The sequence below is a fragment of the Pseudomonas duriflava genome, from assembly GCF_007830155.1.
GTDB lineage: Bacteria > Pseudomonadota > Gammaproteobacteria > Pseudomonadales > Pseudomonadaceae > Chryseomonas > Chryseomonas duriflava.
Window position 1 is genome coordinate 1 of record NZ_VLKY01000023.1, and the last position, 22,266, is coordinate 22,266.

Annotated in this window: 21 protein-coding genes; 12 read left to right on the forward strand and 9 right to left on the reverse strand. The window is 52.7% G+C overall.

Going from position 1 to position 22,266, the window contains the following annotated elements:
• The 5 genes from IQ22_RS20850 to IQ22_RS20870 form a co-directional block, all read left to right on the forward strand.
• On the forward strand, positions 1-190 hold a 190-nt coding region (locus IQ22_RS20850; RefSeq protein ID WP_145145611.1), incomplete at its 5' end, for a transposase.
• A gap of 973 nt (positions 191-1,163) precedes the next feature.
• Positions 1,164-3,071: a type IV secretory system conjugative DNA transfer family protein gene (locus IQ22_RS20855; protein ID WP_208733679.1), complete on the forward strand. Its 1,908-nt coding sequence runs from the start codon at positions 1,164-1,166 to the stop codon at positions 3,069-3,071.
• A 51-nt stretch (positions 3,072-3,122) separates the two neighbouring features.
• Positions 3,123-3,644, forward strand: coding sequence for a conjugative transfer signal peptidase TraF (gene traF, locus IQ22_RS20860; protein WP_145145613.1), 522 nt, complete (start codon positions 3,123-3,125; stop codon positions 3,642-3,644).
• A 1,171-nt stretch (positions 3,645-4,815) separates the two neighbouring features.
• The gene (locus IQ22_RS20865; RefSeq protein ID WP_145145615.1) at positions 4,816-5,283 is read left to right on the forward strand and encodes a hypothetical protein; all 468 of its coding nucleotides are present in this window, start codon (positions 4,816-4,818) and stop codon (positions 5,281-5,283) included.
• A gap of 69 nt (positions 5,284-5,352) precedes the next feature.
• Positions 5,353-7,170 carry a phospholipase effector Tle1 domain-containing protein gene (locus tag IQ22_RS20870; protein WP_145145617.1) on the forward strand — a complete coding sequence of 606 codons (1,818 nt, stop codon included), beginning with the start codon at positions 5,353-5,355 and terminating at the stop codon, positions 7,168-7,170.
• Positions 7,171-7,289: 119 nt separating this feature from the next.
• Here the strand turns inward: IQ22_RS20870 and IQ22_RS20875 are convergent, their stop codons facing one another.
• Positions 7,290-7,961 carry a uracil-DNA glycosylase family protein gene (locus IQ22_RS20875; RefSeq protein WP_145145619.1) on the reverse strand — a complete coding sequence of 224 codons (672 nt, stop codon included), beginning with the start codon at positions 7,959-7,961 and terminating at the stop codon, positions 7,290-7,292.
• Positions 7,962-8,158: 197 nt separating this feature from the next.
• On the opposite strand from IQ22_RS20875, the gene IQ22_RS20880 reads away from it, so the two are divergent.
• Complete coding sequence (locus IQ22_RS20880) at positions 8,159-8,548, forward strand: glutaredoxin family protein (RefSeq protein WP_145145621.1); 390 nt, start codon at positions 8,159-8,161, stop codon at positions 8,546-8,548.
• 128 nt (positions 8,549-8,676) lie between these two features.
• Here IQ22_RS20880 and IQ22_RS20885 read toward each other — a convergent pair whose 3' ends face one another.
• From IQ22_RS20885 to IQ22_RS20905, 5 genes are all read right to left on the reverse strand, one after another.
• Positions 8,677-9,228 (reverse strand): DUF3299 domain-containing protein, encoded by a 552-nt coding sequence (locus IQ22_RS20885; protein ID WP_145145623.1) that lies wholly within the window; start codon positions 9,226-9,228, stop codon positions 8,677-8,679.
• An 80-nt stretch (positions 9,229-9,308) separates the two neighbouring features.
• Positions 9,309-9,557, reverse strand: a complete 249-nt coding sequence (locus tag IQ22_RS20890) for a GlsB/YeaQ/YmgE family stress response membrane protein (RefSeq protein ID WP_145145625.1) — start codon at positions 9,555-9,557, stop codon at positions 9,309-9,311.
• A gap of 141 nt (positions 9,558-9,698) precedes the next feature.
• The gene (locus tag IQ22_RS20895) at positions 9,699-10,781 is read right to left on the reverse strand and encodes a 5-(carboxyamino)imidazole ribonucleotide synthase (protein WP_145145627.1); all 1,083 of its coding nucleotides are present in this window, start codon (positions 10,779-10,781) and stop codon (positions 9,699-9,701) included.
• Positions 10,781-11,272, reverse strand: a complete 492-nt coding sequence (gene purE, locus IQ22_RS20900; protein WP_145145629.1) for a 5-(carboxyamino)imidazole ribonucleotide mutase — start codon at positions 11,270-11,272, stop codon at positions 10,781-10,783. The genes IQ22_RS20895 and purE overlap by 1 nt, the downstream gene beginning before the upstream one ends.
• 239 nt (positions 11,273-11,511) lie before the next feature.
• Complete coding sequence (locus IQ22_RS20905) at positions 11,512-12,423, reverse strand: LysR substrate-binding domain-containing protein (RefSeq protein WP_145145631.1); 912 nt, start codon at positions 12,421-12,423, stop codon at positions 11,512-11,514.
• A 177-nt stretch (positions 12,424-12,600) separates the two neighbouring features.
• Here IQ22_RS20905 and aspA point away from each other — a divergent pair, with 177 nt between their 5' ends.
• Positions 12,601-14,031, forward strand: coding sequence for an aspartate ammonia-lyase (aspA, locus tag IQ22_RS20910; protein WP_145145633.1), 1,431 nt, complete (start codon positions 12,601-12,603; stop codon positions 14,029-14,031).
• A gap of 77 nt (positions 14,032-14,108) precedes the next feature.
• Here aspA and pdxR read toward each other — a convergent pair whose 3' ends face one another.
• Positions 14,109-15,575 (reverse strand): MocR-like pyridoxine biosynthesis transcription factor PdxR, encoded by a 1,467-nt coding sequence (pdxR, locus tag IQ22_RS20915; protein ID WP_145145635.1) that lies wholly within the window; start codon positions 15,573-15,575, stop codon positions 14,109-14,111.
• A gap of 102 nt (positions 15,576-15,677) precedes the next feature.
• Between pdxR and IQ22_RS20920 the strand changes: the two genes are divergently transcribed.
• The 3 genes from IQ22_RS20920 to IQ22_RS20930 are packed head-to-tail and all read left to right on the forward strand — an operon-like array spanning position 15,678 to position 17,475.
• Positions 15,678-16,298, forward strand: coding sequence for an FMN-binding negative transcriptional regulator (locus IQ22_RS20920; protein ID WP_145145637.1), 621 nt, complete (start codon positions 15,678-15,680; stop codon positions 16,296-16,298).
• Between the two features lie 23 nt (positions 16,299-16,321).
• A complete protein-coding gene (locus IQ22_RS20925) occupies positions 16,322-16,765 on the forward strand; it encodes a GNAT family N-acetyltransferase (protein WP_145145639.1) in 444 nt (147 codons plus the stop codon).
• Between the two features lie 17 nt (positions 16,766-16,782).
• Positions 16,783-17,475 (forward strand): GNAT family N-acetyltransferase, encoded by a 693-nt coding sequence (locus tag IQ22_RS20930; RefSeq protein WP_145145641.1) that lies wholly within the window; start codon positions 16,783-16,785, stop codon positions 17,473-17,475.
• A 104-nt stretch (positions 17,476-17,579) separates the two neighbouring features.
• Here IQ22_RS20930 and IQ22_RS20935 read toward each other — a convergent pair whose 3' ends face one another.
• Complete coding sequence (locus IQ22_RS20935) at positions 17,580-18,383, reverse strand: helix-turn-helix domain-containing protein (protein ID WP_145145643.1); 804 nt, start codon at positions 18,381-18,383, stop codon at positions 17,580-17,582.
• Between the two features lie 170 nt (positions 18,384-18,553).
• Between IQ22_RS20935 and IQ22_RS20940 the strand changes: the two genes are divergently transcribed.
• Together IQ22_RS20940 and IQ22_RS20945 are read left to right on the forward strand one after the other, a co-directional pair.
• Complete coding sequence (locus tag IQ22_RS20940) at positions 18,554-19,972, forward strand: alanine/glycine:cation symporter family protein (protein WP_145145645.1); 1,419 nt, start codon at positions 18,554-18,556, stop codon at positions 19,970-19,972.
• Positions 19,969-20,958, forward strand: a complete 990-nt coding sequence (locus tag IQ22_RS20945) for an asparaginase (protein ID WP_145145647.1) — start codon at positions 19,969-19,971, stop codon at positions 20,956-20,958. Before IQ22_RS20940 ends, IQ22_RS20945 begins: the two co-directional genes overlap by 4 nt.
• Positions 20,959-21,029: 71 nt before the next feature.
• Here IQ22_RS20945 and IQ22_RS20950 read toward each other — a convergent pair whose 3' ends face one another.
• Positions 21,030-22,244, reverse strand: a complete 1,215-nt coding sequence (locus IQ22_RS20950; protein WP_145145649.1) for a YeeE/YedE family protein — start codon at positions 22,242-22,244, stop codon at positions 21,030-21,032.
• Between the last annotated feature and the right edge of the window lie 22 nt (positions 22,245-22,266).

The window sequence follows — 22,266 nt, forward strand, 5'->3', positions numbered from 1 at the left end:
CTGCAAGGCTCAGACGCGGGCCAAGGTTGAGCATCCGTTTCGGGTGATCAAGCGACAGTTTGGTTACGTGAAAGTACGCTTTCGTGGCCTGATGAAAAACACCGCTCAGCTGACCACGCTGTTCGCCTTGTCGAACCTGTGGATGGCTCGCCGACATTTGCTAACGAATGCAGGAGAGGTGCGCCTGTAAGGTGAGGAATTGCCCCGAGGAGGCTGTCGCGGCGACCAGAAACACCGACATGAGCAGACGATCCAATCATTTTTGATGGATTCGCCGCTTTCCAAATCGGCGGGGCTGAAGTCGGCGGGAAATATAGGGCTACTTCAGACCATCCTTAAACGTAACTTGTAAAAGAAAAACTCGGGAACCTCAAAGACTTTGTTTATGATAACATATAACATGATTAAATGCAGTGAGCATAACGTGTTATGTCTACCTGCAACTTAGCGCATTAGCTAGATAATAGCTATCAATATCTTTATTTGAACTTTGTATATCAGTTCTACCTGATATTTTAGCAAAACAAACAGACAAATAATTAATACTCAGCAAAATTAAAACAACAAAGCCTTACAACCAAATATTTTTAATACAAACAAAATACATTACCTTGCTAAATAATTATCGCCTAATTTTTTATAACAAAACTTTGACTATATGACTTTTGCGCACCAAGACTGAGCCTAATGCAGAAGTCACGTCTAAATCAAAACAAGCTTGTGTAGTAGAAAATCTAAACCCTACTGGTTGGTGTAAAGAGGCTACTATTTGCGGTTTTGCTGTGTTCTAAGCTTAGACTAGTAGTGCTCGTGTATACTATGGTATTCAAACTCGCTACGGTGAGCTTATGCTTGATTAACGACTCGAGAGGAGTATAATTTTGATTAGCCTACCCACATAACTTAAAATAATTTGTAGCTAACTTTAATAATTTCCCTATACGGCTCTTATATCTGCTTAATCGACCACCTATCTCCCACTGCTTGCTCCATATCATTTTTCGTGCAAGAAAACCCGCCAGCTTTGGATAAAGCTGCTAGCTAGAGCACTGTAGAGGCTGATTTTTTCAGTCTAAAATAAAACTGCAATCGCTTGAAGCGTATCAAACTTACGGAAGCGTCGACGTAATAATTAAGGATGTCAGGAAAAAGGGAAGAATTCGATGACGATACTAAAAAAGCGTAATAACGCCGTAGGACCATTGGTCAAAAATAAAAAGTCCAAGAGTAAGATGGCTACACCCGCCTTGTCAGTGCTCTCTATAGGCATAGGCTTGGCTACGGCCACACAATACTTTGCCCATGACTTTAATTACCAAACTACTCTTGGCGCTCACTTCAATTATATTTATTGGCCTTGGTCGATCCTGACTTGGGCCCATAAGTGGTACTCGCATTTGCCCGATGCATTTATGCGGGCTGGAAGTTTCGGCGTATTAGCTGCAGGTGCAGGTCTCGCTGGCGTAGCTATCTCAAAAGTAATGGACAGTAACAGCAGTAAGGCTAATCAATTCTTGCATGGCTCAGCACGATGGGCCGACCCAAAAGATATTCAAGAGGCCGGGTTATTGCCTCGTCGTAGATTCATGGATGTCGTTACCGGAAAGCCCCAGGCTAGCGCAAAGGGCGTTTATGTTGGTGGCTGGGAAGATAATAATGGGAACCTTCATTATCTCATGCACAATGGGCCAGAGCATATATTAACCTATGCTCCGACGCGATCCGGTAAGGGTGTAGGGTTAGTTATTCCAACGCTCCTATCGTGGGAGCACAGTACCGTTGTCACGGACCTCAAGGGTGAGCTCTGGGAGCTAACGGCAGGCTGGAGAAGAAAGTACGCGAAGAATAAGACGATCCGTTTTGAACCATCATCATCTGATGATGGTGCTGCTTGGAACCCTCTTGATGAAATCCGCCTTGGTACTCAATATGAAGTTGGCGACGTTCAAAATCTTGCGACTCTGATTGTTGATCCTGATGGCAAAGGGCTCGAGTCACACTGGCAAAAAACCGCTCAGGCTCTGCTTGTTGGGCTAATTCTCCATGTTCTTTATAAAGCAAAAAGGGAAGGAACTCCGGCAACACTACCTGAGGTGGATCGTTGTTTATCTGATCCAGATCGGCCCGCTGATGAATTATGGATAGAGATGACAGCTTATGGCCATATTAACGGACAAAACCACCCAGCAGTAGGATCCGCTGGACGTGACATGATGGACAGGCCTGAAGAAGAGGGTGGATCTGTACTCTCAACGGCTAAGTCATATCTAGCCCTCTATCGGGACCCAGTTGTAGCAGCTAACGTTTCTCGCTCTGACTTCCTAATCAAGGATCTGATGAACAACGACAATCCGGTCAGTTTATATGTTGTTACTCAGCCCAACGACAAAGCCCGCCTACGTCCGCTTGTCCGTGTACTGATGAACATGATTGTTCGTCTGTTAGCTGATAAGACTCAACTTACTTATAAGGATGGTCAGGCTAAAGGACTTTACAAGCACCGCTTGCTTGGCATGATTGATGAATTTCCATCTCTTGGAAAACTTGAGATCTTGCAGGAGTCGCTGGCATTCGTAGCAGGTTACGGAATCAAGTTCTATTTGATCTGCCAGGATATCAACCAGCTCAAGTCGAAAGAAACCGGATATGGACCTGATGAAACCATTACCTCTAACTGCCATATCCAAAATGCTTATCCGCCGAACCGCCCCGAGACAGCAGAACATTTATCACAGCTGACAGGTACAACTACCATTGTTAAAGAACAAATCACCACAAGCGGCAAGCGCCTTTCAGCTGTAATGGGGCAAGTATCTAGAACAATTCAAGAGACTCAACGAGCATTACTGACTCCAGATGAGTGTCTGAGAATGCCTGGCCCGCGCAAGAACGCAGCCGGCGAAATCGAAGAAGCAGGCGATATGGTTATCTACGTGGCAGGCTATCCAGCCATTTATGGCAAGCAGATTCTGTATTTTAAAGATCCTATATTTAATCAACGTGCAAAGATCCCTGCGCCGAAAAAGAGTGACCAAACTCGCCACACTATTCAGATTCGTGAAAAAGATTAGTGCCTTATGATCTTAGTCTCTGATCGCAAAGGTAAGCTACATAAGGCACTTATGCATATTGGTAAATGGACCGCTATTGCCGGAATTTCATTGCTTTTAGCGGTCGGTGCGCTCTATGCTTCCGGTGCAAGAATGAATACGACACATAGCATTCCTGTTGGCCTTTATTGGAAAAGCAATTTGCAAATAGCAAATGGCGTCTATGTCATGTTTTGTCCACCGCATAACGCGAATATCGAAGAAGCCAAGCAGCGCGGTTACATCAAAGCTGGCCCTTGCCCTGGAGGTTACGGCTATTTGATGAAGCGAATTTTAGCTAGTAGCGGTGATATAATTGATGTAACTGATGCTGGCGTTTCAGTTAATGGAAAAGCACTTCCTTACAGTACTCCTTTGGCGGCTGACAACCTTAATCAGCCCCTCCCCTATTTCCGGACCTCACACCAAATTTTAAGCGATGACGAGTTATTAGTTATGACAGACGTAAACAGCCGCTCATTTGATAGCCGTTACTTTGGTCCGATCAGTAAAAGTCAAGTCAGGGACGTGATTATTCCTTTATTAACTTGGTAAAAACATTATGGCCCTATAATTTTATATTATAAATTGGTAAAGCGTCTAAAGCAGACTCATACATTAGGGCTCAAGAAATGGCATAGTCAAATCAGAAAACACAATGTGTCATGGCGCTTTATTAAGATAATATTTTTCAAATTAATAAGATATGTTTCACATTTTTTGAAATTATCTGTTTTGGCTTAATCAGCTATTGGCTATTTTTTCATATAGGCAGATCACAGCCTATCAGTAAGCATAAGGCGTCACCAATCAAATCATGGCTACCCTAGTTATGGGCATGACAGAGCGCAGTATGAGTTATAGGCCTATTAAAACCTAAGACATCGGAAAGGAATTAGTTCAGGGGCGGCACGGAGATGCGGGATAGTAAGGATTTTTCTTTTCTGATAAATCTAGAAGGTAGCCTAAAAGTCACTTTACTCATTGGTAGTCGGATGATTGGTCAGATGAGTCAAGGGGGATAGGCAATTTCTAAATTTTTTGCCAGAGACAGCCTCAAAAAGGCATAGACTATCTTTGCGAAGCGAAAAATGCAGTCCCAAGCCCCTCTTTATAAAGCTTTTCCGGTCAAGTAATTCATGCTTGGAAAGAGAGGAGAGATTGCAAAGCACGACCGCTTACTGCTCAAAAAATATCCTTTAATAGCCAAGAGTTACGAGGTGAAATATCAGTGAGGTGTAGAAAAATTGAAGGGGAAGCTCATGTAACAACAGACTGAAAATACGCAGAGTAAAATAAAAATCAAGCGTTTTAATATAAGACGTTCAAGCGCTCTCTTAAACACTAACCGATAAAAGCGCTAAGATAACTCTTATCAAAACAAAATAACACCTTAGCAAGGAATATATACAACTCACAAGAGAAAAATAATAGTTTTATACAGATTAAAATCTTACCTAAACAGGAAATATGTAATAGAAGAGCTTTAACTATAAATTATAAATTTTTAGCCTAAACATAAGCTAATTTTTTGCCTACAATATTACCTAAAAACCACTAACTAGGCCAAGCAGCTTAACCTTATATCGCGAGAAGGTCTTGAATGAGCGTATCTAGTTCCAGGACAATTCTGCCTTGGGGGAGACAATATGTTACCTCTCTTGCGCTAGGGATGTTTATGTTCTTAGCGACTTATTCTTTTACGCTTCAAGCCGAGGAGTTTTCAATGAAATGGCCTTTTACAAAGAACAAGCAAGATCAGGTTAAAAAAACAGAGGTAGAATTGCCCAAAGGCGTTTTTCCACCTATGCCGGGTTACACCAATGGGGATCTCATCGCTGCTGCATGCAAACGTGTTGAGAAGCTAATGAAGGAGGAAGAAATAGATCCTACGCTAGCGCGTGAGTCACTCTTCGCACTAGCAGATCATCTCAACCAAGCATTTGAGACGGAAAATGTCGAATATCAAGTGTCGACTTGGTATCAAAAGCCTTATGACACTCCTAGCGGCCGTGTCGAGAGCGTTTCTTCGATGGCTGAGAGTTTTGGCGCATTAGCTATAAGGGCTGCAGGAGCCTCGCTCGCAGGATCCCCACTACTACATAAAGGTAAGCAATTTTGGGGGCCTTACATTAAGGCTGCAGGGGATGGCGTTTCTGATCTGATCATTACTCTAAATGAGCCAAGATCCTGACTTTTAAGTTTATTGGCTAATTTTAAGAATAAAATTATTCAAGGGAAGCGGTATTTATAGGGATGTAAAATGAGCGCTGATTTACACTTTACTGTGTATTTTGACGGAACAGGTAATAACAAGGATATTCATACACCTGAGGGTATGCAGACTAATGTTGCTCGACTCTACGAATTGGATACAGCCAAAGGCACTAACCTAGCACGCAATTCTGAGCATGCCCCCATACAGTACAACGCTTTAGAGCGCTCTGGAAAATCTGAAAAAGTTTACTTTGATGGAGTCGGCAGCCAAGCTGAGCGCACAGCAGTATCTTACCTAGAGGGCGGAACTGGGCTTGGTAGCCAGGAGCGGATTGAGCAGGCTTATAGCGCTATCGTAGCCTTTCATAATAAGTACCCAGATCAGAAGATCGACGTGAATATTGTTGGTTTCAGCCGCGGCGCGGCGCAGTCACGTGCGCTGGCCAATGAGCTCATTAACCGCGGGGTACCCAAACTCAACGAGGAAGGGATACCAACCGACCAATATCTGATTTTGCCTGGGCAGGCTCATGTTAACAAGCTGGGCATTTTCGATACTGTGGCGTCTTATGGCAGCGCTTTGGGCGATACACACCTGGGCAAAAACTTAGAAATTAGCGAGAACGTTGCATCTACCACCCATCTGGTGGCTATGAATGAATACCGGAGAACCTTCCGGCTAACCAGTGCGCTGCGCAGCGATAGCGATAACTCACGCATCGAGGAATTGAAATTTGCCGGCGCCCATTCCCAAGTGGGAGGAGGCTATCGTAACGACATATTAGCTGCTGGGCCATTAGCAGTAATGTACGAACGTTTGCAGGCTGCTGGCATCCAAATGGCGCCAATGCTGCAAGAAGATGTGCAACGAATAGAGCAATATAACGAGCTGATTAAAAGCCCGGCTAAAGTTCAAGATGCGCTAATCGATTCTCGGCTCCAGGCTGGCAATGAGGCTTTTACACGTAGTGTCGATGGTTCTTTCCAAAAGATTGACAACTCGCCTTTTATATTAGAAAAAGGCACTGTTAATTTTTTTTCCCGTCAAAATCGTCCTTTTGACCATGAAGTAAATGGACGAGGCGTTATCTTTGAAAACGACGATAGCTTAAGTAAGAGTTTGCTTGTACGGAATTTCGAAAGGTTCGGCGCTCAACTTAAAGATCTAGGAAATAAAGCCTTATCGGCTGCGTCTCGCTACATTGGTCACGAGAGCAAGAAAGAGGCATATGATAGCACCGAGAAATCCTTATCGATGCAAAAGTCTAACCTTATAGCCGCATCGCACGAACAAGTCTCTGGGTTATCCAACAATCTAAAAGTTTCACGTCCCAGTGCTAGTTATATAGAGGGACTTAAGCTGCAGCCGGTACCAGTACCGCAGACATTGACGTCACTCTTACAGCCAGACCTGCAGTCACAACCGCCTAATAAGAAAAGCATGAAGTCTGGCGGGGCGGTAAAAGTTGAAGTTTTTGATGGGGTGCTCGAAATTTCCCAAGCGACCTCGAGCATTGGCAACAGCCAGCATACCGGTTGGGTAACGATGGCTTCGCTTCCAGCGGCGGGACTGCCTAATGGTGTTTATCCGCTGAGTGATGCTATCGATCCGGCTAAAAAAGTTCATCCGCAGTCGTTTGGTGGGCAAATATTGCACGTTGACCAAACTCATGTTTATCAGTTCGGGCCAAAGGGCATCTTGCAACACGACCGCAAAATCTTTGACCAAGCCCTAACCGGTGAAGAGCCGGCTGTAGGCAAATGCTATGCAGTCTCCTACAGCCGTGGTGTAGGCAAAGTAAAAGGTGAAATTACTCTTGAGGAAAGTGCCAAGCTACAGGCTAAAAAGGCACGCTCGCTTTAAAGGAACAGCGCGAATTTTCTCATCCCACCAGGCTTTTTCTGAAGTATCGTCTTGCTACTCTGTGATCTCTTCTGCAAGCGGAGATCACAGATTACAGAGTGCGTGAGACTTTAATTTATTTAAAACGTTAAATTTTTAAAGCGCTCCTTCAAAAGCCCCGGAAACTTATCAAACCACGCCTGATTTAAGGGCGAAGGATGCGGAAGCGGGTATAGCTTGAAAACATGCCCCTCCCCCTCTTCTGTCATCAGCGTGACCTCAGTATGGCTGGTAAAGCGCTCTTCGCTTTTCCAGAAGGCTTCCAGACGTTGCTTTTCTTCTTTGGTCTGGTCGATGGCAAACCAGAGGAAGGCTTCGCGGCCAAAGGTGATGATGGTGCGGCCATGCCACTGTTCGATAAGCAGCTGCCGCATTAGGGGATGGAAGCGTTTCTTGATCTTTTCAGACCACGCTTTATTACCAATGGGCTTGTACGGCACGGTATTGGCCCAAAAAAACTCTTGGCTGAGCGAGCGGCTCGCATCGAAGTCTGGCATGGGCTTGCCATGGAGGTGTTCGTATATAACCTTCCGAGCAATCTGTCCGCCTGCACCGATGAAGGGTTCGCCATATTTGACTTCGTCCCGCCCGGGATCGCGACCAAAGAAGCCGATAGGTGCATCCTTACGACCCAAGCCGATGATAGGGTCTAGCGGGTCCTTGTGGTATCGCGCATAGACGTCAGCATCAATGCCTTCGATAGTGCTGGCAATATCGCGAAAGGCTTGCTGCATCTGAGGATCAAGGGGCATAGGTTATCCTGCCGGCTATGGTCTTATTTCATGTGACCGGTAAGCAAGGCAAAGGATTCAGCGTAAAGACCAGGCTTCGCTCTGCTGCTCTATTCTTTTTAATCACCTTGATAGCCGTCTTACTCCGACCAGGTGTCCATTCAGAGGGATGCAATGGGGTACACTCCCCCGCCTCACTTCTATAGGGATAGCCACACATGTTGATCAAGGCGCTGCGTATTGGCCTGGGCCAAACCATTGTCGGGCTGGATTTACTGACACGTCCTCGTAAGCTCAAGCGGAGCCCTGAGGCACAAAAGCAAGTAGAAGAACAGACCGCTGCTCTTGCGCTGTATCAGTTCCAGGCCTGCCCCTTTTGCGTAAAGACCCGCCGGGCCATGCACAAGCTAAACCTGCCGATCGTGACGCGTGATGTGAAGAAGAATCCTGAACACCGTGAAGCGCTATTGGCAGGCGGTGGCCGCATCAAGGTGCCGTGCTTGCGGATCGAGGAAGAAGGCCGTGTAGCCTGGATGTATGAGTCCAGAGACATCATTGCTTACTTGAACAAGCGCTTCGCACCTGCAGCCGATACGGGCCGCGTCTAAAGTAGACGCTCTGGTCGTAGGAGTATTTAGATAAACAAAAGGCGTCATCACTTGCTGAAGGGGTGATGCCTGCTTTGGTTTTGCAAAGGGCGCAATGCGCTTTGCTTATTGCGCCTTAGGCCTCTGCTTTATAAATCGGCCTCTTCAACCTTCCTGACTTTAGTGGCATCTAGGGTATATGACGCTTCAGCAAGATCATTTTCAGTCTTTTCAATTTTGAGCGGTCCTATTACCCAGTACGGCTCATAAATGTCGGGTAGCGGAATGCCTTTAGGGTAACGCACCAGGATGATCTGGTTCGGCGGGGGTGGCGGAACATGAATACAGGCGCCCGGATAAGGCACTAGAAAGAATTCCACAAAATCCCCTTTGGCATTGCTTTCCAGAGGAACCGGATAGCCACCAAGGCGAATCGTTTTACCGTTTAGTGCTGCCACGGTGCGCGTGGAGTGCATCACTTCAGGCAGGCTGTTGTCTTTCTGCTTGAGTCCACCCAGGTTGTTGAAACCGCCGGGGGCTTCGGGTGTGTCATGGGTGATTTCGGGCATGTCTTCCAATGCCTTGCGATCAGCCATTGGCATCAAGGCAAGCCAATCTGTTTCGGGTGGTTCACCCTTTTGGGCATAAGCGGAAGAACAGGAGAGCACAATCAGCAGAATAGCGAGAAATCGGTAGCGCATGGTTGACCATTCGAGCGGTTGGGTCTTACTAGTGTGAGGCTTTCAGACCTCGAACCCAACCGCTCGTGGGCAAGAATTGATCAGCGACGCTTGGTCACCATAGCCCAGATCAAGAGTACGATAACCGCACCGACGACCGCCCCGATAAAGCCGGCGCCTTCACCTGCACGATAGATGCCCAGTGCCTGACCACCATAGGTAGCCACCAGCGAGCCGACGATACCCAGGACGATAGTCATGATCCAGCCCATGCTGTCATCGCCAGGTTTCAGGAAGCGTGCGATCAAGCCAACGATGAGGCCAATGATGATGGTTCCGATGATGCCCATGAATCTTTCCTCTCTGTAGTTTGCTTGCTACGGCATGTGCCGCTTGCTTATTCGGACAGTAAGAAAAACGCAGGGGTTCACAGGATTTTTTAGAATGTATCGCTAGGTAAGCCTTCTCGCAGGAGAAGGCTTACCGTTTGATCATATTTTGATCAGCGATTCAACCTGGCTGATGCGGGCTTTAAGGGTACCGCTGTCGGCACACCGCAAAGTCGCATGGCCCACTTTACGGCCGACCTTAAAGGCCTTGCCATAATGGTGCAGATGGCAGTTGTCGATCGCGACAACCTGATTGACGTCAGGTACTTCACCAATGAAATTGAGCATGGCGCTCTCACCTACTTTGGCTGTCGAGCCTAGGGGCAGGCCGGCAATGGCGCGCAGGTGATTCTCGAACTGGCTGCTTTCGCTGCCTTCGATAGTCCAATGACCGGAGTTATGCACCCGCGGAGCAATCTCGTTGGCCTTCAGGCCACCATCAACTTCAAAGAACTCAAAGGCGAGCACACCGACATAATCGAGCTTTTCGAGCACACGGCCGACATAATCTTCTGCTAGCGCTTGCAGAGGATGGTTGGTACTGGCGATGGACAGCCGCAGGATACCGCTTTCATGGGTATTGTGTACCAGCGGGTAGAAACGGGTTTCGCCATCGCGGGCGCGCACAGCAATCAACGAGACCTCACCGGTGAACGGTACGAAGCCTTCCAGGATGCAGGGTACGCTACCCAGTTCGGCAAAAGCGCCTTCGACATCTGCCTGACTGCGCAGGACCTTTTGACCTTTGCCGTCATAGCCCAGCGTACGGGTTTTCATCACGGCGGGCAGACCGATCGCAGCCACGGCAGCATCGAGATCCGCTTGGGATTGAATATCCGCGAACTCAGGTGTCGGGATACCGAGCTCTTTGAACATGGACTTCTCGAACCAGCGGTCACGGGCGATGCGCAAGGCTTCGGCCGAGGGATAGACCGGGACGAACTGAGAGAGAAAGGCCACCGTTTCCGCTGGGACACTCTCAAACTCGAAGGTCACCAGATCGACTTCATCCGCTAATTGACGAAGATGATCTGAGTCGCCGTAATCCGCTCGGATGTGCTCACCCAGTGGGGCGGCACAGGCATCCGGTGCCGGATCAAGAAAGGCGAAGTTCATACCCAGCGGTGTACCCGCCAATGCCAGCATACGGCCTAACTGGCCGCCACCGATGACACCGATCTTCATCAGGCTTCCCTCGGATCCGGATTATCCAACACAGTACGTGTTTGCTCATCGCGAAAGCGATTCAGCGCCGCATGGTATTCAGGGTATTTACCGCCCAGGATGCTGGCAGACAACAGCGCTGCGTTGATCGCACCAGCCTTGCCAATCGCCAGGGTGGCAACCGGTACGCCAGCTGGCATCTGCACGATGGATAGCAGCGAATCCACGCCTGACAGCATGGAGGATTGCACCGGAACGCCGAGTACCGGCAGATGCGTTTTCGCCGCACACATGCCTGGTAGGTGGGCCGCGCCGCCTGCACCGGCAATAATCACTTCAATGCCGCGTCCCGCCGCTTCTTCAGCGTACTGGAACAGCAGATCAGGCGTACGGTGGGCGGAGACCACCTTGACTTCAAAGGGAATGCCCAGCTTTTCCAGCATGTCGGCGGTGTGGCTCAAGGTAGACCAGTCGGACTTGGAGCCCATGATCACGCCTACGAGTGCGCTCATCGTCGTGCCTCTTGTCAGGCGCCCGCAGGCGCGTCAGAAACCAACAAGCCACGCCGGAAGGACCGCACGTGGCTTGTGAATATAGCCGGTAGCATGACCGGCCAAGGGCCACACAGTATAACCCAAAGCCTGTGCAGTCGAGGAGCTTGAGTGACCGCTTGTCTATGTCTGAATCCTACAACCAGTTTGCCATGCACAGGCTCTACCTTGGGATCTTCCCGCATGGCTCTAGAACAGGATCAGGCCAACCCTGTCCCGGCTCCCGCTTCGAGCTTGCGCCAGAGTAGACGCACTGCCGCCTTTCGTACCAGTGAACAACGGTAAAGCCGGATTTCCAAGGGAACTTGCCACTGTTCGCCACCACAAGGCACAAGCTCACCACGCGCCAGCTCTGCAGTTACGCTGAGCTGTGGAACCCAGGCAATTCCTAACCCTTGCAGGGCCATGCTTTTCAGACTGTCCGCCATGGCCGTTTCGTAAAGCGTGGTATAGCGCAGCTTGCGCTGACGAAGCAGCAGGTTGACCGAGCGCCCCAGAAACGCGCCGGTACTGTAAGCCAATAACGGGACGCTTTGGCCGCTGTCCAGATCAAACAACGGCTCCCCCTGTTCGTTGGCGGCACAGATAGGCAGCATCGATGTCGTGCCCAAGTGAATAGACGGGAATATTTCAGGGTCCAGTTGCAACGCAGCATCTGGGTCATAGAATGCCATCATCAGGTCGCATCCTCCCTCCCGCAGGGCATGCACAGCCTCACCGACGTTGGTTGCTATAAGGCGGCTGGCAATGTTCAGCCCTTCGCTACGCAGGCGGGCAATCCAGGCCGGGAAAAAGCCCAGCGCCAGAGAGTGTGCAGCAGCAAACTGAAGCACCTCGCCCTGCCCGCCTTCAAGGTGATGAAGATGACGCACTACTTCGCCAATCTGTTCGACCACACTGCGCGCCGTGACCAGAAACAACTGGCCTGACTCGGTCAGCGCTACCGGGGTACGGGAACGATCGATCAAGGTAAGCCCCAGAACCTGCTCCAGGCTACGAATGCGGCGGCTGAAGGCTGGCTGAGTTACAAAGCGACGATCCGCCGCTTGAGAGAAGCTATGGGTGGCAGCCAGGGCGATGAAATCTTCCAGCCATTTCAATTCGAGGTTCATAGCAGCGATTCGGTAGGGAGACGGGGTATATACGCTCGGTCAGGACAAAGCGTCACATCGATCATTATGCCGTTTTGGCATGGGCAACCCACATACAGCATTGGTCACCGCTGGGCTGAAGCCCTTAATTTATAGCGCATCCGGCTTTTGCCACTCACCAGGAAGTGATTCCCTGTCATGTCCGAATCTGCATCCACCCGCCTCGAAAAAGATCTGCTCGGCATTCTCGACGTGCCTGCCGATGCCTACTATGGCATCCAGACTTTGCGCGCCGTTAACAACTTTCGCCTCTCTGGCGTCACGCTGGCGCATTACCCCAAGCTGATCGTGGCCTTGGCTATGGTGAAGCAGGCGGCTGCCGAAGCGAATTACCGCCTGGGCTACTTGTCCTGTCAAAAATACGAAGCCATTGTCATGGCGTGCACCAAGATCATCAATGGCGAGTACCACGACCAGTTCGTAGTGGACATGATCCAGGGCGGCGCAGGCACCTCGACCAACATGAATGCCAACGAGGTCATCGCTAACGTCGCACTGGAAGTACTCGGCCATACCAAGGGTGAATATCAGTACCTACACCCGAATAACGATGTAAACATGGCGCAGTCCACCAATGACGCCTACCCCACGGCTATCCGCCTGGGCTTGTTGCTGGGTCATGACAGCTTGCTGTCCAGCCTGGAAAGCCTGGTAGAGTCGCTGTCCGGCAAAGCGGTGGAATTTGCCGGCGTGCTCAAGATGGGCCGTACCCAATTGCAGGATGCCGTGCCGATGACGCTTGGCCAGGAGTTCCGCGCCTTTGCCACGACCTTAGGCGAGGACCTGGGTAAGCTCAAGACCATTGCGCCCGATCTGCTGACTGAAGTAAACCTGGGCGGCACAGCCATCGGTACCGGCATCAATGCCGATCCGGGCTATCAGACCCTGGCGGTCCGCAGCCTGGCGGAAATCAGTGGGCAACCCCTCAAGCCAGCGGCCGACCTGATCGAAGCGACATCCGACATGGGCGCCTTCGTGCTGTTTTCCGGCATGCTCAAGCGTCTGGCTGTGAAGCTATCCAAGATTTGCAACGACCTGCGCCTGCTCTCCAGCGGCCCGCGTACCGGGATCAATGAGATCAACCTGCCGCCGCGCCAGCCGGGTAGCTCAATCATGCCGGGCAAGGTTAACCCGGTAATCCCGGAAGCGGTAAATCAGGTGGCGTTCGAAGTGATCGGTAACGACCTTGCGCTGACGCTGGCAGCCGAAGGTGGACAGCTCCAGCTCAACGTGATGGAGCCATTGATCGCGTACAAGATCTTCGACTCGATCCGCCTGCTCAAGCGTGCCATGGATATGTTGCGCGAGCACTGCATTGACGGCATCACCGCTAACGTAGACCGCTGCCGCGAGTTGGTAGAGCACTCGATTGGCCTGGTGACGGCACTCAATCCGTATATCGGCTATGAGAACTCGACCCGTATCGCCCGTACCGCCCTGGAAACCGGTCGTGGTGTACTGGAACTAGTCCGTGAGGAAAACCTGCTCGACGAAATGACGCTGGCCGACATCCTGCGCCCAGAGCACATGATCGCGCCACGCCTGGCCCCGAAAACGCTTAAAGCCTAAACCGGCGCTCTTCGCACCCTCTCGCGAGGAGCCTTTTTTGGCGAGTGCCCTTGGGTACTCGCTTTTTTTTGCCCGCCTTATACCGAGCACCGCCAAGCCCGCCGAAGCGTAGTAAGCGCTTCAATAATCTGCTTTTCCGTGATCGAGGCAAAACCTAGTACCAGACCGGCACGCTCATCTCCAGACATCCTGGTGTCGGGCAGCCAGTAGTCGCTGAGTGGATTGATCTCTATCCCTACCGCACGGGCTTGCTCAATCAATTCCTCCTCCCTCACGACACTGTTCAGCCGTACGCACGCATGCAGACCGGCTACAAGGGAGGGAAGCGGTGCTATATCAGCTGGCCAATCCTGGATTAAGGCATTGCGCCGCGCACGGGCAGCCCGACGCATGCGGCGGATATGCCGCTGAAAGTGTCCCTCGGCAATGAAGTCGGCCATGACGGCCTGGGTACTTACCTCAAGATGACGTACGTCCAGAGCCTGTTGATGTGCGAAGCGCTCGGCCAGGCCCGGAGGCACAACCAGATAGCCCAGGCGCAGCCCTGGGAACGCGATTTTGCTGAAGGTCCCGACATAAAACACACGTCCCTGACGGTCGAGCGCGGCCAGAGGTGCCAGGGGCGTGCCGCTGTAGCGATATTCGCCGTCGTAGTCATCCTCAATAATCCAGCCATTAGTGGCCGCTGCCCACTCTAAAAGCTGCAAGCGCCTCGGCAGTGACAACGTTACTCCGGTGGGATACTGGTGCGAAGGTGTTACATAAACGAGGCGGCAAGCCGGCCAGGCTACCAGCGCCTCTACCTTGAGTCCTTCCATGTCTACTGGAACGCCGCATAACCGGATGCCGCGTGAGGCAAAGGCTTTGCCCACCGCACGATAACCGGGATTTTCAATGCCCACCGAGTCTCCCGGCTGTAGGAGTACCGTAGCGCAGAGATTGATGGCCTGCTGTGCACCGCTGGTCACGATGATCTGTTCGGCCGAACAGGACAGGCCGCGCGCACTGCGCAGATAAACAGCAATCCATTCGCGCAAGCGCCGATTTCCGGCCGGGTCGGCATAGCCCAGAGAGTCCAGCGAAGCACGCCGCCAAAAGCGGGCCTGAAGCCGTGCCCAGGTATCGAAGGGAAAGAGATCGAAGGCCGGTACGCCGACTCGAAAAGCGCGTGGTGTACCTTGAGGCGGTGGCGACAGAAATGGGGCCTCAAGCTGCGTCCCGTGAAGCCTTGAAACAGGCTCAGCGCCAGCAGGCGGTGTTGTATCCAAGGCTATCTGGATGGGAGCGGCCACATAGGTCCCATCTCCTACCCGACTCTCGATAAAGCCTTCCGCATAGAGTTGGTCAAATGCTCTGATCACGGTATTACGCGAAACGCCTAGCTGGCGTGCCAGATCACGTGTAGCCGGCAGCCGGGTCTGGTGGGCCAGCTGTCCATCCAGAATGCGGAGGCGCAGCGCCTGATACAGCTGCTGCGTCAGTCCTTGCTCGGGATTAAGGTGGATACCAGAGAAATCGAATGGCAAGCCAGGAAGTAATGACATAGGCGTTGCGTTATTGGACCCATGAAACTAGTGGTTAATGGATCTTATAACGATCCAATGCAGACTCTAGCATGACGCTCATCCTTGCCCGAGAGCGCGTTCATGTACACACCTTCTGCGTTTCGCCCCACCAATGAACAACTCAAAGCCTTGATGCAGGCTACAGGTCTGGCCGTGGTTGTAACTCACGATGAGCAGGGTTTTGAGGCTACCCACCTGCCACTGCTTTTTCAGGCTGACGAAGGCCCCTACGGCACCCTCTATGGGCATTTTGCCAAGGCCAATCCGCACTGGTCGCGCTTACGCGATGCGCCTGAAAATCTAGTGATCTTTGCGGGTCCCGATGCGTACGTCAGCCCGTCTTATTACCCCAGCAAGGCGCAGCATGGCCGTGTCGTACCGACCTGGAATTATGTAGCAGTACATGCCTATGGACCTGCCGAAATAGTGGAGGAGCCGGCTCAGCTCCGCAGCATGCTGGCCTATTTAAGCAGCCGGCATGAGCAAGACCGCCCAGTGCCTTGGCACCTGGACGATGCGCCAGCGGATTACCTCGACGGCTTGCTCAAGGGCATCGTGGGTTTTCGTCTGACCATTGCCCGCCTGGAAGGCCAATGGAAACTCAGCCAGAACCGCTCAGCGGAGGACCGTGCCGGAGTACGTACGGGGCTGGCCTCTCATCCCGGTCATGAAGATATCGTTCAGCACATGACCTACTTGTAACCTTCAGCCCTGAAAAGATTCCCATGAGTGAATTACAGATGATCGCTGCCACTAACCATGCTGTCTGGCGTTCCCTGTGGCAGCGCTATCTTGCGTTTTACCAAACCACCTTGCCTGATGACATCCTGTCCCTGACTTGGCAGCGCCTGCTGGACCCTGCCGAACCCATGCAAGCTGCCCTGGCCTGGCAAGACGGCCACGCGGTGGGCTTGGTGCACTGGATCTACCACCGCTCCTGCTGGACGGCAGGGCACTATTGTTACCTGCAGGATCTCTTCGTGCAGGAAGAGGTGCGCGGCCAGGGCGTCGGGCGAGAGCTGATCAGCTATGTTCAGGCCGCAGCCCGCGCAAAAGCCTGTTCACGCGTGTATTGGCTGACTCATGAGAGTAATCATGACGCCCAACGGCTTTATGATCAGGTAGCCGAACGCTCAGGGTTTATCCAATTCCGTCAATCTCTTCTCTGACGTCCGGAAGCCATGCCATGACAAATACCACTGCACTCTTACACTGGCGCCCCGTACCGTTACCCGAGCCTAAGACGTTGGAGGGTTATTACATTTGCCTGGAGCCACTCGACGCCCAGCGCCAGGGCGATGACTTTTGGATAACCCTGCACGGCCCGAAGGCCGACCCAGACTTGTGGGACTTTCTGCCCTATGGTCCCTTTTCTAGTCGCGAGGCATTCAATACCTGGTTGACAGGCCATGCCGCCAGTACCGATCCCCTGTTCTTTGCTGTCATCGACTCGCGTAGCGGCCAAGCCCAAGGGCTCTTGAGCCTTATGAGCATTGTGCCGGAACACGGCAGCATCGAAATTGGCCATGTTATATTCGGTCGCGCCATGCAGCGTACCCCTCGAGCGACCGAGGCGGTCTATCTTCTAGCCAGAGAAGCCTTCGCGCTGGGCTATCGTCGCCTCGAGTGGAAGTGCGATGACCGAAACGAACGCTCACGCCGGGCTGCCAAGCGCTTTGGCTTTAGCTATGAGGGCCTGTTCCGCCAGCATCGGGTGGTCAAAAACCAGAGTAGGAACACCGCTTGGTTTTCCTTGCTGGACAAGGAGTGGCCTGAGTGTCGACAGGCGTTCGAGACGTGGTTAAGCCCTGATAATTTCGATGCCCACAGTAACCAGCAGCAACGCCTGAAGGTGCTGCGCATGCATTATCGTAGGTAAACACCGTGCGCCATGGCCTCTCTCCATAGGCTGGAACCTTTACCCCGCAAGGCTGAACGTGCCCAAACCCGAGCCAGGACCAATATCAAGTTTAGAGCCTGAGATCACCCCATCCGAAACAGCTGATCGGTAATGGTTGTTTGCATCAGGCGCTGGCGCAAATCCGTATCCAGCGCTGGGTCGTCCGTGTGATACAGACCTATCTTCCGGTAGGCCTCGCCCTTTCGAATGGTTGGTCCCAGGTATTCCCATATGACTCGGGTACACGCGATCTCACGCCCATCGGATGCCGAAACGCCGAGCTTCATTCCGTTCAAGCGGCCGATCCGGCTTTGCGAGCTGGGAATGAGCACCGTCTGGGACAGCTCATTACACGTTAGCGACTCGTAATCATTCAGGAACAAGCGGTTCTGCAGGCTTAGGGCGATCCCCTGGTAACGAAAGCGCACCGACGGGCCTTTTCGCTCACGGGAGCGTAACCGTTCGAACCGAACGTAGCGGTAGCTGCCTTCCGTCTCGTGCAACCACACCAGACCGCACAAAATCTGACCGGGCGTTGAGAGCGAATAGTAGTACTCATGATAGTAACCGACGTACGGCGACAGATCCGGCGAGGCCAGGCTTTGCAAATGATTCAAGAGCCGGGGCATGGGCGTGTCGTCAGCCCCTTCGCGTAGGCGGGTACTGCCAATCAGATGGGCAAACTCAGCAGGCGGCCGCTCGATTTCATATTCCTCGACACCAAAGAAATCGCAGATACGCTTGAGGTTGTACGGCGTAGGACGGCTCTGTCCGCCCAAGTATTTATTAAATTGGGCCCGGTTTATACCCAACTGCCGGCACACCTCGGCAATCGAACGGTAGTGGCGACAGAGCTGATGCAAATTAGCGGGAAGATGGTTGTCCATGTACAGCACGAGAGACAAAGCGCGCAATACTAGCATCAACTCGCGCCATTTTTTAGCAATTCGCGAAATTGTTCTGGTAGAAGACTTCGCCAACCATGCCCGGCTGTATTAAATGCCGGTTACAACTTCATTCAATTTTTTGATTGAAAATAAGAATTGGGGATCGAGAGATGCTTGAGTTATTGAACGACTTTCTATGGGGAAAACTGCTCATTGTCGGCCTGATCGGCTTGGGTCTTATTTTCACAGTTGCCTCGGGATTCGTGCAGTTCCGCTACCTGGGTAGCATGTTCAGCATTCTGGGCGAAGCCTTCCAACGCAAGCCGGGACAACTGAGTTCGTTTCAGGCGCTTATGCTCAGCGTGGCAGGACGAGTAGGCGCCGGTAATATCGCCGGTGTGGCTGTGGCGATTATGCTGGGCGGTCCAGGTGCGGTCTTCTGGATGTGGGTCGTAGCCCTGCTGGGCATGGCAACCAGTTACTTCGAATGCGCTCTGGCGCAACTGTATAAGCGCCGTGACGGTGAAGGCCTGTACCGCGGCGGTCCGGCCTTTTATATCCAGCATGGCTTGGGCCAGCGTTGGATGGCGGTGCTGTTTTCCATTCTGCTCTTGGTCACGTTTGGTCTGGGCTTCAATGCGCTGCAGTCGTTCACCATCGCCACGTCGCTCTCCGACTCGTTCGGTCTGCCAACTCTGGTCACCGGCCTGGGCTTCACCGTTGTTCTTGCCTTGATTATTTTTGGCGGCGTGATCCGAATTGCCAAAGTTGCGGATGTGGTCGTCCCTATCATGGCCTTGTCTTACATTGTCATCGCTCTGTGCGTGATCGTTCTGCACATCGACCGCGTGCCTGAAGCCTTTGCCCTGATCTTCCGCAGCGCCTTTGGCCTGGAACCGGCTTTTGCTGGCGGCATCGGCGCTGCATTGATGATGGGCGTAAAGCGTGGCCTGTTCTCCAACGAGGCGGGACTAGGCAGCGCGCCTAACGTAGCAGCAGTAGCCGAGGTTTCCCATCCGGCTACCCAGGGTGTCGTACAGTCGTTCAGTGTGTTCATCGATACGCTGATCATCTGTACCTCAACGGCCATGATCATTCTACTGTCGGGCGTATTCCAGGCCGGCATGGACATGCCGGGCGTGATTCTGACTCAAACGGCCCTCGCCTCCACCGTTGGGGAGTGGGGCCGCTTCTTTATCAGCCTGGCGCTGTTGCTGTTCGCGTTCACTACGATCATCTACAACTACTACCTGGGTGAAAATGCTCTGAGCTTCTTTACCAAGAGCCGTGTAGCGGTACTGGTCTATCGCCTGCTGGTTGTAGCACTGGTCATCTGGGGCTCGCAACAGGATCTGAGCACAGTGTTCGGCTTTGCTGACCTCACCATGGGTCTGCTGGCTGTCGTCAACCTGATTGCCCTTGCTCTGCTGCTCAAGATCGGCCTGCGTGTAATGCGCGACTATGACCGTCAGCGCCGTGCGGGCATAAAGCAGCCTGTGTTCGATCCGTCTAAGTTTGCGGACCTGGATCTGGACCCAACTGTATGGAAAACCGTGCCGGCACCTACCCAGGAAAAGGTAAAGAAATGACCACGTCTCCACGTCTCATGGTGCTGTATACCGGAGGTACGATCGGTATGCAGGCCACCGAACAGGGGCTTTCGCCTGCGTCCGGTTTCGACGTGCGGATGCGGCATTTTCTGAGCCAGAAGCCGGGGCGGGCACTACCGGAATGGCACTTCCGCGAACTCCTGCCGCTCATGGACAGCGCCAACATGACGCCGGCCTACTGGCTAAAGTTGAGCGCCGCCATCCTCGAAGCCGCTGATCAGGGATATACGGGCGTGCTGGTCCTACATGGGACCGACACGCTGGCCTATACCGCGGCGGCGATGAGTTTTCACCTGCTCGGCCTGAATATTCCCGTCATCCTGACCGGCTCCATGCTGCCGCCAGGTGTGGCGGATACTGACGCCTGGGAGAACCTGGACGGCGCACTGCAGACTCTGGCAGCCGGTGCGCCTGCAGGTGTGCACGTGTACTTTCACGGTGAACTGCTGCACGGTGCCCGCTGCAGCAAAATCCGTAGCGCCGGACGCCATCCGTTTCAGTGCCTGACGCGCCAGCGCAGCACTACGGGACGTGTGTCTCTGCCCGCCACGTTACTGGCGCGACAGTCTAAAGCCGTCGCCGATGTTGCGGTCCTGCCCTTGTTTCCAGGCATTTCGGCTCGCCATGTACAAGCCATGGTGGCCGCCGGCGTGCGGGGATTGGTGCTGGAATGCTATGGCAGCGGAACGGGCCCGAGCGATGACGAAGCCTTTCTGGCCAGTCTGCGAGGGGCTCACAGCCAAGGCCTTGTGATCGTGGCGGTAACGCAGTGCCACGAAGGCGGTGTCGAGCTGGATATCTACGAGGCCGGTAGCCGGCTTCGTACGGTTGGCGTGGTATCCGGAGGCGGCATGACGCGTGAGGCCGCGCTGGCCAAGCTACAGGTACTGCTGGGCCTCGGGTTGTCACAAATGGATATAGCCTACTGGCTGGAGCAGGATCTATGTGGCGAGCGAGGCCACTGATTGCTACGCCATACCGCTCAAACAAAAAGGGCTTCTGCTTAAAACAGAAGCCCTTTTTTTGGCCGGTGTATTTAGCACCCAGTCAGTTGGTTTACCGGCCGCTCACCAGGAAAGAACACTGGCCGTAACCGCACGCCTACACTGTTGCCAATGAAAGCTGCCACCAGCCATACCCAGCCATGCAGGCTACCCGAGGCGATCCCACTAAAATACGCCCCGATGTTGCAGCCGTACGCCAGGCGTGCGCCGTAGCCCAGCAGCAGACCACCAATAACCGCCGCCATTAGCGAGCGCGCCGGAATCTTCAGGCTAGGCGCGAAGCGACCTGCCAGCCCGGCAGCTATCAGCGCCCCCAGAATGATTCCTATATTCATGACGCTGGTAATATCGAACCAGACCGGCTGGCTCAGCGCCTTGGCATTGGCCGGGAGCTGCCAGAAATCCCAGCTGGCCACATCGACTCCAAGCAGTTGCGCACCTTTCGCACCCCATACGGCAAACGCAGACGTGATTCCCCACGGGCGCCCCGCCAGAGCCAGGGTGCAGAAATTGAGAATCGCTAGAGCAATTGCCCCCCAGACCAGGGGCCACGGTCCGCGCAGGAAGCGGGCTACCCCCTGATGCTCGCTCGGGGCTGTTGCCTCCAGGCTGCCATAGCGACGACGCTCCAGCTTCACGGTTACGGCAGCAATCGTTGCAAACAACGCCAGGCTCACAACAATACCGGGTACAACACCCAGACTGCTCACCAGAGAGATTTTAGGTAGAGACGGTAGGGCAAACCACCAGCCCAAATGATGCGTGGCGATAACCGAGCCCACTACGAAAAACAGCAAGGTCACCAGCATCCGAGCATTACCACCACCCACTGTAAACAGCGTGCCCGAGGCACAACCGCCGCCCAATTGCATACCGATTCCAAACAGGAACGCACCGATTACAACAGATGTTCCGGCAGGTGATACCAACCCTGTTACCGGCTGACCAAACAATGTGCCCGCACCCAATGCTGGAAAGAACAACAGCACGGCAATGGCCAACATAAGCATCTGGGCGCGCAGGCCCGCGCCGCGTCGGTCCCGGATAAAAACGCGCCAAGCCGACGTAAAGCCGAACGCAGCATGATAAAGCGTTAGTCCGAGCGCACCGCCTACAAGAAAGAGCAACGCCTGACGACCGCTCACTGCCATATCCAGCAGAATGGCTCCCAACACCAGCAACCCCAGCGCAACAGTCGGTGTTGTAACAGGGCGAGGTGCCACTGAAGAAGAAAGCGTAAGACTCATGATTGATCCTGACTCATTTAAA

Excerpts from the sequence above, each read along its gene's own strand:
- IQ22_RS20855 (WP_208733679.1), top strand. The coding sequence starts at position 1,164 with ATGACGATACTAAAAAAGCGTAATAACGCCGTAGGACCATTGGTCAAA.
- traF (WP_145145613.1), top strand. The coding sequence starts at position 3,123 with ATGCATATTGGTAAATGGACCGCTATTGCCGGAATTTCATTGCTTTTA.
- IQ22_RS20865 (WP_145145615.1), top strand. The coding sequence starts at position 4,816 with ATGAAATGGCCTTTTACAAAGAACAAGCAAGATCAGGTTAAAAAAACA.
- IQ22_RS20870 (WP_145145617.1), top strand. The coding sequence starts at position 5,353 with ATGAGCGCTGATTTACACTTTACTGTGTATTTTGACGGAACAGGTAAT.
- IQ22_RS20875 (WP_145145619.1), bottom strand. The coding sequence starts at position 7,961 with ATGCCCCTTGATCCTCAGATGCAGCAAGCCTTTCGCGATATTGCCAGC.
- IQ22_RS20880 (WP_145145621.1), top strand. The coding sequence starts at position 8,159 with ATGTTGATCAAGGCGCTGCGTATTGGCCTGGGCCAAACCATTGTCGGG.
- IQ22_RS20885 (WP_145145623.1), bottom strand. The coding sequence starts at position 9,228 with ATGCGCTACCGATTTCTCGCTATTCTGCTGATTGTGCTCTCCTGTTCT.
- IQ22_RS20890 (WP_145145625.1), bottom strand. The coding sequence starts at position 9,557 with ATGGGCATCATCGGAACCATCATCATTGGCCTCATCGTTGGCTTGATC.
- IQ22_RS20895 (WP_145145627.1), bottom strand. The coding sequence starts at position 10,781 with ATGAAGATCGGTGTCATCGGTGGCGGCCAGTTAGGCCGTATGCTGGCA.
- purE (WP_145145629.1), bottom strand. The coding sequence starts at position 11,272 with ATGAGCGCACTCGTAGGCGTGATCATGGGCTCCAAGTCCGACTGGTCT.
- IQ22_RS20905 (WP_145145631.1), bottom strand. The coding sequence starts at position 12,423 with ATGAACCTCGAATTGAAATGGCTGGAAGATTTCATCGCCCTGGCTGCC.
- aspA (WP_145145633.1), top strand. The coding sequence starts at position 12,601 with ATGTCCGAATCTGCATCCACCCGCCTCGAAAAAGATCTGCTCGGCATT.
- pdxR (WP_145145635.1), bottom strand. The coding sequence starts at position 15,575 with ATGTCATTACTTCCTGGCTTGCCATTCGATTTCTCTGGTATCCACCTT.
- IQ22_RS20920 (WP_145145637.1), top strand. The coding sequence starts at position 15,678 with ATGTACACACCTTCTGCGTTTCGCCCCACCAATGAACAACTCAAAGCC.
- IQ22_RS20925 (WP_145145639.1), top strand. The coding sequence starts at position 16,322 with ATGAGTGAATTACAGATGATCGCTGCCACTAACCATGCTGTCTGGCGT.
- IQ22_RS20930 (WP_145145641.1), top strand. The coding sequence starts at position 16,783 with ATGACAAATACCACTGCACTCTTACACTGGCGCCCCGTACCGTTACCC.
- IQ22_RS20935 (WP_145145643.1), bottom strand. The coding sequence starts at position 18,383 with ATGGACAACCATCTTCCCGCTAATTTGCATCAGCTCTGTCGCCACTAC.
- IQ22_RS20940 (WP_145145645.1), top strand. The coding sequence starts at position 18,554 with ATGCTTGAGTTATTGAACGACTTTCTATGGGGAAAACTGCTCATTGTC.
- IQ22_RS20945 (WP_145145647.1), top strand. The coding sequence starts at position 19,969 with ATGACCACGTCTCCACGTCTCATGGTGCTGTATACCGGAGGTACGATC.
- IQ22_RS20950 (WP_145145649.1), bottom strand. The coding sequence starts at position 22,244 with ATGAGTCTTACGCTTTCTTCTTCAGTGGCACCTCGCCCTGTTACAACA.